We start from the raw sequence: 15,698 nt of genomic DNA, 5'->3' as shown, positions 1-15,698 counted from the left end.
ATGCCAATGATACGTTGTAAGGCCAAGCGCCTTTCAATTATATCTGGCGGCACGGGTCGATTGTTTGTGATTCGCACAGGAGAAAAACATGGCAAGCCTGGAAACACCAGTTTGTGATTTTGGTTGGAAGGCGGTGGATTTCGATTTGCCGGGGGTAGACGGACGGCGCTACAACCTAGCGTCGGTGCAAGGCGAAAAAGGATTATTGGTAATGTTTATATGCAACCACTGCCCATACGTAAAGGCAGTCCGCGAACGCATCATCCGGGACGTGAGCGAACTACGCGGCGCCGGTATCGGGGCAATCGCGATCATGTCGAACGATCCTGCCGACTATCCAGAGGACTCATTCGATAACATGGCGAAGGTAGCCAAGGAGCATGGCTATACATTCCCCTATGTTTGGGATGAAACCCAGGAAGTAGCGAAAGCCTACGGGGCAGTATGTACCCCGGATTTCTTCGGCTTCAATCGCCAACTTGAATTGCAGTACCGTGGACGTTTGGACGCCTCCCGGAAGGAGGCGGCCCCCGCTGATGCGCGACGTGACTTATTTGAAGGCATGCTGCAAGTGGCAAAGACCGGCCAGGGCCCGCAGGAGCAGATATCCAGTATCGGGTGCTCCATCAAGTGGCGAACAGAATAGTGCTTGAAGCTGTCGTTGCTGCCGTCAAGTCGGTAGCGCAGCAGGAAATCCTGCCGCGCTACCTGAGAGTCGCACGCCAGCGCAAGGCTGACGGCAGCCTCTTCACCGAAGCGGATATCGTCACCCAAGAAGTGCTGTCGCGTGAACTACGCGTAATTTGTCCCGGCCCTGTTGTCGCAGAGGAAATGACGGAACAGGAGCAAAAGGACCGTTGGGAAGCGGGCGATGCAGGGCTTTGGTGCCTGGACCCCATCGACGGCACGACGAATTTTGTCAATGGCCTGCCGTATTTTGCCGTGTCGGTTGCCTTGATGAGACATGGCAGAAGTATTTTAGGCGTCGTTTATAACCCTGTTTCGGACGAAATGTTTTACGCTGAGAAAGGCAGGGGGGCGCACCTTAATGGTGAGAGACTGCCCATAAAGGAACACGTCCCGGCATTACGTGGAGCAATAGCGAATGTCGATTTGAAGCGGCTCAGTCCAAAACTTGCCCAGGGGATCTGCTCCCCGGCGCGGCCTTTTTCTTCCCAACGCAACTACGGTTCGTGCGCCCTTGAATGGTGTTACACCGCCGCAGGGCGGTTTGATCTGTATCTGCATGGGGGACAAAAACTGTGGGACTATGCCGCCGGCAGCCTCATTCTTGAAGAGGCGGGGGGACATATGTGCGGCTTCAATCAGGATGATTTTTGGGCGGAACCGCTCTGGCAGCGTTCCGCCATCGCGGCACTTGATCCCGACCTTTTCTTGCAATGGCGGGATTGGGTGCGAGCGCATCAGTAAACCGGAATTGTCTGGGTTTCCTTTCGGGGGTAAGGTGGCGTCGAGGAACGACCTTTCAATATTGGAAAGTTAGTGCTGCCTTGGGAGCCGGTATCCCTCCCCAGAAAGTACGCAAATGAAAGCGGCTTAACGAAGCCTGGCGCAGGAAGCTGAACCTCACTTCCTCCGACATCCAAACATCCCGCAACGTCCTGCAATCCTTTCAAACATGACCCCCAATATTGTCTCCTTTTGGAGACAATAAAAAGCCAGTAACGACAGTTAGTTATAGGGAAACTGTGAAAATATGGTCGAGTTTGGCGACAGCCCCCCCTCAGAATTTAAAGGCTAAGAACTTGCTTTTAAAGGGATACATTACTGGCATAGTTTGTGCTTAATGGTAATAAACGATTTTTTCCTTCTTAAGTTGCTATGCTCTGCTTGCATTATAGATAACCAGACCGCTGTCCTTCGTCGGTTTGACTGATCGAAATATACGAGGTTCAAACTGATGCATAAAAATTCCTGCAGGACGCGTTTCCTATACCTTAAGTTGCCAAGTCTATTCGCATCTCAACCAACTTAACTAGTTTTCTAGATACTTCCCATGCAATTACACAACGACGAGAATAGGCGCGCCGATCGAGTCCATCGGCCCGCATCTGCCGGAACGAATGGAACACGTAATATTGCAGGGCCCGTGCCCCCGGCCCGCATAAAGGTGCCGGATTTTCTTGAGAAAGGACCGGGGGATGCATGTTTTCTCAAGCGAGGAGACTTTAGCATCAGTCTTAACGCTTCCCCAGGGCTTCGCACTGAGGTCGGGGCGCTAATCAAGCGCATGTATTCGTGGCGAGGCTACGAAACCGAGAACGTGGTTGTGTCATCCCACAACCCGAATCGGCTTACGCTTGAAGCAACAATCGGGCGACGCCTGGTGGGTACGCTCACATTGGGACTGGACTCGGACGAAGGTCTGTCGGCCGATGAACTTTACTTTGACGAAGTTAACGAGTTTCGCCGGGAAGGCCGAAAGCTTTGCGAACTCACCAAGCTTGCAGTAGATCCTCAGTACAGTTCCAAGGAGATTCTCGCTTCACTGTTCCACCTGGCATATATCTACGGGCATAGGATTCATAAAGCCACCGACCTGTTTATTGAAGTAAACCCGCGTCACGCGGGTTTTTACCGCCGGATGCTCGGACTCGCCCAGATCGGGGAAGAACGATCGTGCCGACGGGTACAGGCCCCCGCAGTATTGATGCACCTGGAGTTGGATTACGTAAATGCCCAGATTTCTTCGTTGGCAGGTTCCTGCAGATCCAGCGAAAAATCCCTCTATCCTTATTTTTTTTCGAAGCATGAGGAAAAAGGATTAGCGAGCAGACTTCAGCGACATAATAGCTGACCGGCACCGCCTATGTTCTAATGCCATCGTGTGTATCAGACGCACGCCATGCATCCGATGGCATTCCCTCACGAACACTTCGGCCTTTTTACAAATACCGGATTTTCATTTCCTCGCCTCAGGCGCCAGCTTGAATAAGGAAATCCGGTAGATCAGCACGACACCCGCTAGCCGTCGCCCCATACGGGGGTGACAAAATCCGACAAGTGTCGCCACCCCTTAATGCTTGGCGCAAGGTTTTGGGCGTGCGCTATACTTGTCGGGCGAACATTGACTGTTCGCTTAAGGTTAATGGAGAGAATTACAAAGAATGATTTAAGCGAATAACACGGAGTCTAAGAATGAGAAAGATAATCAGCGTCGGTTTCCTTCTGGCAGCTGTCTTTGTGCTACCCCCCGTTTTGGCGGCCACCCCTAAATACGAGGCTTTCTACGTGTTCGGCGACAGTTTGTCCGATACGGGGAATGACCTTTTCCTGATGAAGCTTCAAAAACTCGATCCACCGCTACCGCCTTCAGAAAGCCCCCACAAAACTTACTATCAGGGTCGGTTCTCGAACGGCCCGGTGGCGGCTGAGTATCTCTGGCGCCAATTGCGTCCCGATGCAGCGCTTGTGCCTTTTCTGTCCAACCCAAGTATGGCGTTGACCGGGGGAATCAGTTTTGCATTTGGCGGCTCGACGTCAGGATATCTCAACCAGATGCCCGGCGGACTTTTCGTGCCTGGGGTACTGGGTCAGATAGAGCTATACCGGAAAGCCTTGAAGGGCAAGCAGCCAAAAACTAAGCTGTATGTGGTCTGGACCGGGGCAAATGATTACCTTATGGGAAGGACGGAGCAGCCCGGTGAAGTGATCATAAACATTGTGAAAGCCATACAAACGCTCTATTCGCTGGGCGCGCGGGACTTCCTCATACCCAACCTCCCCGATTTGGGCTTGACTCCTATGGTTCAGGTGACTGAGGGAGGTCCCGCCCAATTCCTGGCGCTTACCCAGACCCACAACGCGCTTCTGGCTGAGGCACTGAATCAGCTGAGACCCCGGCTACGGGGAATCCAAATTTTTCACGTGGACCTTTTTACCCTGTCGCAAAACTTGCTGAGCGATACACAGAAGGTCACCATCGCTCCGCCCGCGCTGGAATATCTGGTTCCGGGAATAGGAGCCTCAGAGTGCTTCGTAGTCGATCCCTCTACCTGTCCGGACGTTGATTTCAGTGCCGAAACGGATCCTCCACATTTTGCTTTCTGGGACATGATGCATCCCACCACTTTTATCCACAAACTTTACGGCGATGCGATGAGGGAAAGCCTGAATGCCGCCAAATAGCCTACAAAACCCATTTTTGTCGAGAATTTTTACATATTAGGAAACGCTATCCCTTAAGACTATAACAGGATCGGTGAATAGTTCTTTTGGGGCAACGGCTTGCCGGACCCATGCTTATTTCGGCACAAAGCTTGCTTCGATCTAGTGGAGTATCGGTGAAACATTGAACGGATGCGCTGGGTTTTTCTTCAACTTTTTAGGATTTTCGATATGAACAAGACGATAACTACACTTCTTGCCGCAGTGGGAATTGCAGCATCCGCTCCAGCATCAGCCGTGATTGTGGGGGGGGTCGATTTCGGAGCGCTGGGTGCGGATCCCACTCGTACTCATCTGGAAACTGCCACGCTTGCGCAAACCCTTATAACCGGGAATGGACAAAATGCGACCGCCTACGGTTTCATTACTACCGTTAACGGCGACAATACCTATTGCGCTGACGGAACCGGCAATTGCGGGCTGTTTTATGTCGCGAACTTTAACAATTCACAAAACTTTTCCCCGAGTTCCGTGGAATTCACCAGCACGACTGTTTCAGTCTTTTTCACCGATGCGGCACCTCTGAATTTGCTGGCTCAAAATTCGCCGACCAATCTCACGACAATTCAGGCGCTCAATGGTGGAAATCCATGGGTAACCTTGAACGGTCACAATAACTTGGGAGGTACCGCTGACCCGTCCGCAGTTCTTAACGCTGTCGGGCTCTTCACTGGCGCAACGCTGAGCGGGGCGAGCTTCGGCTTATTTGACGTGTCGGGCCCGGGAGACGCAACGGTGATCAACTTTCTCAACGCGAACGGTGTTTTAGACGCAGCGGGTGGTTCAACAGATATCGCACTCACGTCATCCTTTAACAATAACGTACTGAATCCCAACGATGTATCTGGAGGCTTCTCCAACGGCTGTCAAGATGGAACAGCTGCCTCAGGAGCCTGGTGTTTTGAAGGAACCGCAAACCTTCGCGGCGCTACCGAGATTGCCCAGGTTCCAGAGCCGGGTATGCTTGCACTTGTCGGGGTCGGACTTCTTGGATTTGGCGCAGCTTATCGCCGCCGCAAGGCATAATCATCGCCTCCACGCGAACTTAGGCAAAAACACCTACGCCCACCTCGGTGGGCGTTTTTTTGGCCGCATGCGTGTGCGTCTTGCGCGCGATGACGAGGTGGTTTTAATCTCCAGGTGGAAGTCCGCGGAAGCGGAAGCTTCACTCTCCAGACGTCCGGTTACATAATTCCAAAGAAATGGACTTAAGGTTAGACAATCATCCCACTCCATTTTGAGACCGCTCCTGCCCCGCTTCATCGCTTTTCCCACCGCCTCGCGACCGTCAAGGGTTTCCCCTTCATCCTGGAACGCATCGTCGCCGGAAGATATCGCCGAGGCAGTTGACTGACCCCCACGAGCACATCCAGTTCATCAAGGGGTGCCAAACTCAGCCTCTTCTGTCGCCTGTATTAACACTTCAAACCAAAACGTTTTTTCATTCACCCGCATTACTGCACGTTTATTATTGTATTTCATATACTTAATTAGTTTTATTTACTTCAGGCACGACATTTGCTTCTAAGGGAGCGGGGATCAAGTTTTTAAAAACTCCAAATCCGACGTTAATTTTACTAATCCTTTAAAGAATAAATTATGAACAAGACAATAACTACACTTCTTGCCGCAGCAGGGATCGCGGCCGCCGCTCCCGCGTCAGCCGTGGTCATAGGCGGAGTTGATTTTGGAACGTTGGGTGCAGCTCCCTCTCGCACTCATCTCGAAACTGCCACGCTAGCCCAAACCTTCGTCAACGGCAATGGCCAGAACGCGACGGCGTATGGCTTCATCACTACCGTCAACGGTGACAATACCTATTGCTCCGACGGAAGCGGCAATTGCGGACTGTATTACGTAGCACAGTTCAACAATTCGCAAAACTTCTCCTCGAGTTACGTGGAGTTCACCAACTCCACCGTATCTGTATTCTTTAGCAATAGCTCGCCTATCAATTTACTGGTCCAGGATTCGCCCACTAATGTGGCAACCATTCTGGCCCTCAACAGCGGGAACCCCTGGGTAACGCTAACCGGCCATAATAATCTTGGCGGTGCGGCAGATGCATCAGCCGTACTGAACGGCGTGGGGTTGTTCACCGGAACGACTTTGAGTGGTAGCGGCTTTGGACTATTTGATGTGTCCGGCCCCGGTGACGCGAACGTGATCAATTTCCTCAACGCAAACGGCATTAACGATGCTGCAGGTAACCCGACGGATATAGCGCTCACCAGCTCGTTCAACAACTTTGTGCTAAATCCGACGGACGTCGCGAACGGATTTTCAAATGGATGTGGTAATGGATCCGCCAATGCGGGTGCCTGGTGCTACCAAGGAACCGCAAACCTCCGCGGCTCTACTGAAATTCCTGAGCCCGGCATGCTCGCGCTTGTTGGCATCGGCCTTCTTGGGTTTGGCGCAGCATCCCGCCGCCGCAAGGGCTGATTATCAGCTACAACGTTTAACCGAACAAAACGCGCCCCTTAACCCCGGGCGCGTTTTTTTATGATTTGGTATCGGGCCCGGCTATCCGCTGGGGGTATAGCGGCCAGGCGCCATCAGTCCTTGGGGGTCGAGCTCCCGTTTAAGGGCGGAGACAATCTGCCAGTAAGGCGTCTCGGGTTGTATGAAGCACTCCATGGAATCAACTGTCGCACGATATGGCATACAACCGATTTCTCGCCCAGCCTTGATCAACGCGTTATAGCATTCGCCTGCACGCTCGACAGCCTCTTCCCTGGCCCGATCAAAAAGTAGCGGGACCGAGCTCACAAAGCAACGATTGGACAAGCTGGTCAGGGTAATCAGGGGCTCTATGCGATGTGCAACGCAGATACTGCGAACCATCTGAACATAGTGGCGTACCTTTTCCGGACGCGTCGGGACCAGCGGCGTGTACCATATCAGTCCGCAACCATCGCGTGCAGGATTTAGCGGCGTGTTACCGTCCGGTCTCTTGCCGGAGAGCCAGTACGCCAATGGGAGTGCGATCTCGCTCGGGGAGCCGGCCAGGACTTGCAGGGTTTTCTCCAGCGTCCCGAGCATATTCTGTACACCGTATCCAGTCTTGCCCGGTATAAAATGGCTTAACCGTTTGAAAGTACTTACGGAGCGCGGCGTGAAGAATACTAGCCTCTTGAAGGCGCTCGGCAAGTTCTTCTTGATCAGCTTCTTTACCGCCCGAACCACTTCCGGATTACCATATATGGCGCCGGTTCCCATCCATGGCATCACCCGATTTCGTTGCGCTATTTCCAATAGATACTGCTCATCGATCAACCCGTTTCGGTCAAGGTGATCACGCGGATAGGGTTCCATCATCGATAACACCCGCCGCGTGTCCAGTAGATTGATTGAACCTAGCTCCCCTGAAAAATCACGCAGTAAGCCGCGTATGGACTCGACGGCACATTCGAGATCGGCATCCGCCGGCAATCCAAAAAAGAAGGCCTCGACCCGCTCAGGCAAGGGTGCAAGAGCAATTGTCATCTCGGTGACGATCCCAAACGACCCTTGGGAAAAAATGCCGTCCAGAAACGGACCCACACCCCACTTGAAAGCTCTATCTATCTCGGCGCAGCCTAATTCGGCCAGCGGCGGCGCATAAATTCTGCCGTCAGGAAGCACCGCTTCAAGAGACATCACCGCCATAAAGTGGTCTGCGTAGGGCGTAATGCCATGACCTCGTTCCAAAGCATTTCCGATCAAGCTACAATCCGGCCCAGCTCCCGTAACTGGGCAAAGAAACCTCAGCAAATTCTTGTCCAGATATTCACGCAGCATGCGTTGTGTGACGCCCGGCTCAAGCCTGGCCAGCCCGGCGTCTGCATCCAGGATAATGGCTGTCATGCCGGAAAGATCAACAATGACACATCCTTCGGCAGTAGGAATTGCGCTGCCATACCCCCAATTATTACCGGTGCTGATAGGGTAAAGCGGGACGCCTAATTCTCGGGAAGCTTTAACGATGGTTTGAACCTGCGCCCGAGAAGTGGGAAGGACGGCCCCCGAAATGACCCGGCGGGTCCCCATGGTACAACTACCATACCTTGCTCCAGCCGCTGATTGAGAGAGCACCCGACTGTCGCCAAGCTCCACAATCGCTCTTTCCAGGAATGCTCTACAATTCATGATAATAATCTCCAGTAAATCATTTTTTAAAAGCCATATGCACGAGACAAGATTCCTGGATGACAAAGACTTGTAAACTCTCCGAATGTTGACCCTCTTCGACAGTATAATCCCCCAAAAATAATGTTTATCGAATAAATTGGCCTGCTTTTTTGCAAAACGAGGATGCTTCCCGGGCTCCACCTCGCGGACATAGCCGAGTTCTTGCAGGGCTTTGAGCGAACAGCAATGCTTCGCTCTAAACACATCGGTCTGGATCAAAACGTATCACTACATGTCTAGCGCAAAACTCATCTTTACGGCTGCGATTGCTGATAATCGAACGGTCAGGTGGCGTCGCAAATACCGCAGTATCGGGCATCCAGATAGCAATCACGCGGCCTGGTCCAACGCAGGGGCGCTCCGACGAGGGTGAACTCACGGGGAATCCTGAACGCCATGTTGAGTAGCAGACGCATTCCCAACGGATAATACGACCTGGGTGGCGGATATATTCGGTTAGCAATTGGTTGCCGACGAGCAGTTCGGGCGCCGCTAACATAGCGGTCGAGGCTCCAATGCGTTAAAAAGCGGTCCGACAATCCCCCGTCTCTGGACTCGGTCAGAGTTCTCCCACGCGGGGTTAACTCGACGTATTTTTTGCCGTTATAAATTTTCAGTACTTCTCCCGGAACGAGCCCGAGAGCGTTTTTAAAGAAATCCCAACAGGAGCTGAGAATGTCCAGCATGCCAACAGAAGTTGATGAGGAACGCCTTATATTATTGTCTGCCGGTCATACCGCGTTCCAGCTTTTATGGGCCGGAATTGAACTGGGGCTCTATGACCAGCTTTCGATTCAGGCAGGGCAAACACTGGACGAACTTGCTCGAGCCCTGAACTTGGCTCGTCAGCCCGCGCGGATTCTGCTCATCGGTCTAACCGCATTGGGGATAATCAAGCTTGAGAATGAGCGTTACTATAATGCTCGTTTGGTTGAAGAGCGAATGGTAAAGGGGAAGCCCGGATATGCTGGGACCATCCTGGGATGGCAAGCTCACATTGTATATCCGGGATTGACGGATTTTGTTCGCTCGCTGAAAGAAAATCGTAATGTTGGCCTCGGACGTTTCCTTGGGACAGAGCCCGCCCTCTATGGGCGCTTAACCCATGACAAAGCTTTGGAAAAAGTTTTCCAGGATGCGATGAGCGGTATATCCAGATTGGCCAACCAATTCTTGCCCAAAGCCATGGATTTCAGTCTGTTCAAGCTGGTGGTGGATGCGGGTGGCGGTGACGGCACCAATGCATTGGCTATTGCGAAGCAATTTCCAATGGTTAAAACTTGCGTATTCGATTCCGCATCCGTTTGCGAATACGCAAAACGCAATATCCAGGAGGCTGGAATGACCGACCAGGTATTTGCACACCCGGGTAACTTCTTCCATGATCCTTTCCCTTCCGGCACTGATTGCGTCGTTTACTGCCACATTCTAACTATCTGGTCGATGGAAAAAAACCGTATCTTGCTCAAGCGGACTTTTGATGCCTTGCCGGAAACGGGAGCGGTCGTCATTTTCAACATGATGGGCGGGGATGACGATCGTGGACCGCTCAGTACTGCGCTGGGCTCCCCGTACTTTCTGGCTATTGCCACTGGTGAAGGCATGTTGCACCCATGGAAAGATTACGAAGCCGCTCTAAAAGACACGGGATTCCAACGTGTTGTGCGCGTGGACCGGGGCCTGCCGGTCAATCATGGAATTTTGGTTGGCTTCAAGAAATGATCGAACTTCAACAGTAACCGGAAAAGCGTGCACTCAACCCAAAGCTCACTCACCCGTTTAAACCATTGCATATCTGCCCTTCACTTGAACTCGGGATCCTATCTGGGGCCAGGGGATATGGAGAGAGAAGTAATTCTTGGTGAATGAGTGAAAGGCGGTAAACACATGTGAACTCATTCTTGCTCGACTGCAAGCTCGTATTCCGCACTGTAATTCGACAAGGGCGACGAAGCAGTATCGCAATAGGCGCAATCGGGTTTGGTGTTGCAGCCTTAATTTTGGCCAATGGCTTTATTGACTCGATTCTTCTGGACTTTCGCGAGGATACGATCGCATCACAACTGGGGCATTTGCAAATTGTGCGACCAGGTTACCATAATGAGGGAAAAGCCAACCCTTACGCATTCTTGCTGCCCGACACCATACCTGAGCTTGAAGCGGGCACAGACCGGCGTATCAAAGTAACCGTCCCCCGGCTTTCCTTTAGCGGTCTGATCAGTCATGGCGAATCGACGCTTTCATTTATCGGGGAAGGCGACGATCCGCAAGGACAAGAAGCTTTTATTAAAGCGGTACAAATTTCAGCGGGGCATGGCCTGTCAGTCGACGATCCGCGGAGCATTATAGTCGGCGAAGGGCTCGCCCGCAGTCTTGGGGTAGGCGTTGGAGACAGGGTAGTTCTCATTGCCACCACGGCATCGAGAGGGACGAACGCCGTCGAAGTAACAGTCCGGGGCCTGTTCTCCACGGTAAGCAAGGCTTATGACGATCTTGCCCTGCGCATGCCAATCAATACGGCGCGACGATTGCTACGCACCCAGGGGGCCCATGTATGGGTGGTTCTACTCAACAACACCGCTTACACCAACACTATCCTCTCGGATTTGGGCGCCAAACTGCCAAAGGATGAATTCCAGATTGTCCCATGGTACGAACTGGCGGACTTCTACAACAAGACGGTGGCGCTGTTTACCAAACAGGTGAATGGGATCAGGCTGATAATTGCTGTAATTATACTGCTCAGCGTCTCCAATACCATGACTATGAGCGTCATGGAGCGAATCGGAGAGATCGGAACCGCCATGGCGCTAGGCGTTAAACGCATCGGTATTTTGCGACTATTCTTGAGTGAAGGCCTGCTGCTCGGCTGCGTCGGGAGCTTGCTCGGGCTCGTGGTTGCGAAATTTTTAGCTGATCTTATTTCGAGCATCGGTATTCCCATGCCACCGCCGCCCGGCACCGCACACGGCTATACAGCGGAGATCCTGTTCTCTTGGAACACGGCGCTGGAGTCGCTCGTACTCGTGATCACCACAACTTTGATCGCGAGTATTTATCCCGCGTGGAGAGCGTCTCGGATGCAAGTTGTGGATAGTTTGCGGCACAACCGCTAAGTAACAATATGTTCACCCTCGCCTTTCGCAATGTACTCCGGCAGAAAACCCACACCGCGATGACGCTCGCGGCCATCTTATGCGGAGTTGCAGGGCTTATTCTCGCTGGAGGGTGGGTCAACGACATTTTTGTAAAATTGGGCGAAGTTCTTATTCATTCTCAATCGGGGCATCTCCAGATTTACAAAAGCGGCTTCTATGCAAAGGGCTCACGTGAGCCCGAAAAATACCTGATCACCGCCCCGGACACGCTAAAGCAGGGTATCGCTGACGTTCAAGGGGTTGAGAACGTCATGGCGCGTCTCTACTTCTCTGGTTTACTCAACAATGGCTTAACCGATCTCCCTATCATTGGGGAAGGTGTCGAGCCTGAACCAGAGGCCAAACTGGGAAGCTCCGTTGTTATCACAGCCGGACGGCAGTTTACTGACCAGGACACATTCGGCATCATGATTGGACACGGTCTTGCTTCTGGACTGAAATTAAAGCCCGGCGATCGGGTCACATTGCTTGCCAGTACACTGGAGGGCGCACTTAACAGCGCAGACTTCGAGGTAACGGGAATATTCCAGAGCTTTTCTAATGATTATGACGCAAGGGCCATAAAAATTTCGCTCGCCGCAGCCCAGGAACTCATCGGCACGCAGAGCGTTAACGCCCTGGTGGTGACACTGGCGAGGACAAATGATACAGACCAGGTTGGAGCGAGGTTGAAACAGCAGCTTGGCGCTTTTGATGTCGAAGTCAAGACCTGGGTGGAGCTGAACGATTTCTACGAAAAAACGGTGGAATTATATAAGGGGCAATTCGCTGTTCTGCAGCTGATCATTCTCGTCATGGTCTTGTTGAGTGTCGCGAACAGTGTGAACATGAGCATCTTCGAACGAATAGGCGAGTTTGGCACGATGAAGGCTTTGGGCAACCGCAACAGTCAGGTGGTTCAGTTGATCATGATCGAAAGCATGCTGCTCGGTTTATTAGGCAGCGCGCTAGGCGTTGGAATTGGCGTGCTGGGTGCGATTATAATCTCGGCGGTCGGTATTCCGATGCCGCCGCCGCCAAACGCCAATCTGGGCTATATTGCCCAAATAGAGATTGTCCCCTCGGCATTGTTGATGTCGTGCGTCATTGGTTTCGCGGCAACCGTGCTAGCGGCGGTCCTCCCGGCGAGACATGTTTCTCGCACGCCTGTGGTCGAGGCGCTGCGCCAGAATTTCTAAAACGTCGCTCAAGCTGCTTGAGCCTTACTTTGCCTGATCCCTCAACAAGCACGTCTTAAGCATGTCTTGTTCCTCGGCTCGTCCCCCAACGCTGTCATATCACGATTGCCAATAATAACGTCGGGAACCCCCCTCTGTTCCATCAATAGAACCGGATAGGCAAGCCGTATATTACACGGTAGCGAAACTACGCCTTGTTCCCCGCGGCAGGTGACGGTCAGTATCTGATGAAACCCCGCGATATGGTTATGTCAGCTGTCGACCACAAAACATTGCCGCCGATTATCAAGACTGCCAGTCCGGAGCTGGAAGCCGAGATACGCGTTCGGGTAAGGAATCTGTTTGGCGCACGCCCCCTTCCGTTTATGCGCCAGCTGATCAGCGCCTGGTTGGTAATCACTATTGCGATCACACTTGCGATCTGGCTCGACAACGTCTGGATGAGTCTGATTGCGATATTTCTGGTTGCGACCCGCCAAAATTTGCTTGGGCTCCTGGTTCATGAGCAGGTCCATCGGCTGGGCTCCCGTGGACCCTATGGTGACCTGTTAACGAATCTTTTTGCCGCTTATCCCTTGCTGGTGTTGACGGTCGAAGGGTACGCTCAAGTGCACCTCGCCCATCACAAGTACTTCTATACGGGAAAGGATCCCGATTACGCGCGTAAATCCGGACCGGAATGGAGCATCCCCATGTCGCGGGGACAATTCGCAAGGCTGTTCCTGCATGACATCCTGGGCTTAAATATCCTGCGCCTGATTCGCAGCAAGAAACCTTATACAGATGGCGTGCGTGACGAGTTTCGCCGGCGCCATCCCACCCCGCAGTGGGTGCGCCCGACGTACTGGATCATCGTCGCAGGCGCGCTGACGTATAGCGGTGGCTGGGCACATTTCCTGTTGTACTGGGTTTTGCCGTTGATTACCGTCGCTCAATGTTTGGTTCGACTAGGTGCCCTGAGCGAGCACAAGTACAACGTCAATTCTCCCGAACTCAATGACTCCACACACCTGATCGAGCTTTCGTGGTGGGAGCGTCTGCTATTGCCCAATATGAATTTTACCTTGCATCACTACCACCACATGTATCCTGGCTTGTCATTCGCGACTTTGCCGCTTGTTCATCAGATGTATAAGGAGGCAGACCTCGTGCACCAGGAAAATATTTTGCATGGATACGGGGACTTCATTCGGCGACGCGTACTGGGCGAACAACATTCCCCGGCAGCTCCAGCAAATTGGCCCCAATCGGCGCCCCCGGCATAGCTTAATGAGTAAGACACGCGATATATAGGCATACGGAATCAAGCGAGGACAGTGATCAGAAAGAGAACCTCAGTTCTGTATAGACGCGGTCGCTCTGATCGAAGCGGCCAAACAACCCAGTGGGTTTACCCCCGAAAACATCGGCTCCAACCGCCCAGCGCCAATTCCGTTGAAAATTCCACGACAGCCGGGGGCGGAACATCCAGTCGCTGCGATTTAAGCTATGTATGAGCAACACTTGTGCTTCCAGCTTTTGCCAGAGCTTGCCATTGAGAAGAACGCTCGCCCCGTTTTCTACCCGATCCGAAAAAATACCGGGATCGTATCCGAAAAAGACCCGCTGAAAAAACTGAACGTTCAGGCGAGTGTCAGCGGGCAAACTGAAATCGAGACCAAGCGCATAGTCCAGGGTATTTTGCCTGACCAGCCCATTTGGAGCAGAAGGTTGCCCGACATTAAATTGTCTTCCATCGGTATAAACCAGTTCACCCTTGAATACAGCCGAACCGAGATCTTTGGTGACAGTTGCCCCAAACTGATCGATCTGGTCGTGGCGAGGCTGGAAAACGAGCGGCTCCGTCGGTCCGCTCACCCGGTAGAACGTGGAGGCGGCATCTAGGCTGTGATAGTAAAATCCGGAAACGTCCCACCCCTTTATCAGTTGCGATAAACGGACCCCATAGTTCGAGTTCCCAATGTTGCGTCCGGAGCGGTCCTCCTCAATATAGCTGGCTGTTCCTCGAAGCGGGCCAGGGTAAAAATCGGCGCCGGGCTTCCCGATCTCGTCCAGGGTCGGAACGGGAATCCACAACACTTCCGCATGGAAATCGTTTTTTGAATATTCCGCCCGAACCGCCCATTGCGGAATGCGCAGGATATCGAACGCCGGCAGAATAAATTCGCGCATATCCTTGGCGGATACCACATCTGCGAAAAACAGGCCGACCATTTCCCCCCAAATGACGTGCTGGCGACCGAGGCGAAAGTCTAAGTTGCCAGCTGAAATGTCCAGGTAGTTCTCACGCAGGAAAAAATCGTACCGCTGATCCTGGCGCACAGCGGAAGGATAAAAATTGGACAAATCATAGGCGGCGTCGTAGTCAAACCGTCCGCTGATCTTCCATTTAAGATATTCGTTGAATTGCCCGGTGCGGGACAATTCAGTCCGCAGCTTTGCCTTGGAAAAATGCTCCGGATCAGCATAGGTTTGGGCAATCTCCATTTGAGAAAATCCCTTCCAACCCGTCACCAATGTTTTCCATGCGGGGACCGGAGGAGATTTTATTTCTGGCTGCTCATCGCCACCGAACAGGGCTTCCCGTGAGGTAAATCCGCCGGCTCCGCCATCTTTCGCGATCGCTGCTAAATTCTCGTCCTTGTTGGCAGTTACCGGGGGCAATGGCGAGGAAAGCGTTTGGGATAGCGAGAGCATTGGGTCCGCGCCCGTTCCATTCGCTCCGTTTCGGATAGGAGCTTCCTCATGCACGCTCAAACTGGTGTCATTGGCTGGCATAGGCGGATATGGCCCGGAAAACGATGCCAGGGACAAAGACAATGCCAGAGATAACGGCTCATCGACATATGCTTTAGCCGAGTTTGATCGCTCCTGGCTGGTGCCGGTGGGAGAATCAGCTCCCCGGGCGGCGAAGCTGCTTAGCAGCAATACAATCAGCGCTGATGTGGATATCGCATATCCAAACTTATCGCTGTCTTCCATCCGTCCCATTTTGACCGGC

At 52.6% G+C, this 15,698-nt stretch carries 12 protein-coding genes; 10 read left to right on the top strand and 2 right to left on the bottom strand.

Going from position 1 to position 15,698, the window contains the following annotated elements:
* Positions 1-88 precede the first annotated feature (88 nt).
* From BM022_RS00865 to BM022_RS00840, 6 genes are all read left to right on the top strand, one after another.
* The gene (locus BM022_RS00865; protein WP_091135842.1) at positions 89-646 is read left to right on the top strand and encodes a thioredoxin family protein; all 558 of its coding nucleotides are present in this window, start codon (positions 89-91) and stop codon (positions 644-646) included.
* The gene (locus tag BM022_RS00860; RefSeq protein ID WP_091136110.1) at positions 646-1,431 is read left to right on the top strand and encodes an inositol monophosphatase family protein; all 786 of its coding nucleotides are present in this window, start codon (positions 646-648) and stop codon (positions 1,429-1,431) included. The genes BM022_RS00865 and BM022_RS00860 overlap by 1 nt, the downstream gene beginning before the upstream one ends.
* A gap of 586 nt (positions 1,432-2,017) precedes the next feature.
* Positions 2,018-2,818, top strand: a complete 801-nt coding sequence (locus BM022_RS00855) for an N-acyl amino acid synthase FeeM domain-containing protein (RefSeq protein ID WP_218146806.1) — start codon at positions 2,018-2,020, stop codon at positions 2,816-2,818.
* A gap of 341 nt (positions 2,819-3,159) precedes the next feature.
* Positions 3,160-4,149 carry an SGNH/GDSL hydrolase family protein gene (locus BM022_RS00850; RefSeq protein ID WP_091135840.1) on the top strand — a complete coding sequence of 330 codons (990 nt, stop codon included), beginning with the start codon at positions 3,160-3,162 and terminating at the stop codon, positions 4,147-4,149.
* 210 nt (positions 4,150-4,359) lie between these two features.
* On the top strand, positions 4,360-5,214 hold the full coding sequence (locus BM022_RS00845) for a PEP-CTERM sorting domain-containing protein (protein WP_177191587.1): 855 nt from the start codon (positions 4,360-4,362) through the stop codon (positions 5,212-5,214).
* A gap of 573 nt (positions 5,215-5,787) precedes the next feature.
* Entirely contained in the window at positions 5,788-6,633 is an 846-nt protein-coding gene (locus BM022_RS00840; protein WP_091135835.1) for a PEP-CTERM sorting domain-containing protein, read from the top strand.
* 81 nt (positions 6,634-6,714) lie between these two features.
* Here BM022_RS00840 and BM022_RS00835 read toward each other — a convergent pair whose 3' ends face one another.
* Positions 6,715-8,319, bottom strand: coding sequence for an FAD-binding oxidoreductase (locus BM022_RS00835; protein WP_143079500.1), 1,605 nt, complete (start codon positions 8,317-8,319; stop codon positions 6,715-6,717).
* Positions 8,320-9,036: 717 nt separating this feature from the next.
* On the opposite strand from BM022_RS00835, the gene BM022_RS00830 reads away from it, so the two are divergent.
* From BM022_RS00830 to BM022_RS00815, 4 genes are all read left to right on the top strand, one after another.
* The gene (locus tag BM022_RS00830; RefSeq protein WP_091135829.1) at positions 9,037-10,083 is read left to right on the top strand and encodes a methyltransferase; all 1,047 of its coding nucleotides are present in this window, start codon (positions 9,037-9,039) and stop codon (positions 10,081-10,083) included.
* Positions 10,084-10,250: 167 nt separating this feature from the next.
* Positions 10,251-11,477 carry an ABC transporter permease gene (locus BM022_RS00825; RefSeq protein ID WP_091135826.1) on the top strand — a complete coding sequence of 409 codons (1,227 nt, stop codon included), beginning with the start codon at positions 10,251-10,253 and terminating at the stop codon, positions 11,475-11,477.
* A gap of 8 nt (positions 11,478-11,485) precedes the next feature.
* Positions 11,486-12,697, top strand: coding sequence for an ABC transporter permease (locus BM022_RS00820; RefSeq protein WP_091135823.1), 1,212 nt, complete (start codon positions 11,486-11,488; stop codon positions 12,695-12,697).
* A 227-nt stretch (positions 12,698-12,924) separates the two neighbouring features.
* Entirely contained in the window at positions 12,925-13,962 is a 1,038-nt protein-coding gene (locus BM022_RS00815) for a fatty acid desaturase family protein (protein ID WP_091135821.1), read from the top strand.
* A gap of 55 nt (positions 13,963-14,017) precedes the next feature.
* Here the strand turns inward: BM022_RS00815 and BM022_RS00810 are convergent, their stop codons facing one another.
* Positions 14,018-15,688 carry a DUF1302 family protein gene (locus tag BM022_RS00810; RefSeq protein WP_256208782.1) on the bottom strand — a complete coding sequence of 557 codons (1,671 nt, stop codon included), beginning with the start codon at positions 15,686-15,688 and terminating at the stop codon, positions 14,018-14,020.
* Between the last annotated feature and the right edge of the window lie 10 nt (positions 15,689-15,698).

This window comes from Nitrosospira sp. Nsp14 (assembly GCF_900113575.1).
GTDB lineage: Bacteria > Pseudomonadota > Gammaproteobacteria > Burkholderiales > Nitrosomonadaceae > Nitrosospira.
The sequence above is the reverse complement of the archived record's forward strand: the minus strand, read 5'-3'. Positions and strand labels throughout refer to the sequence as shown.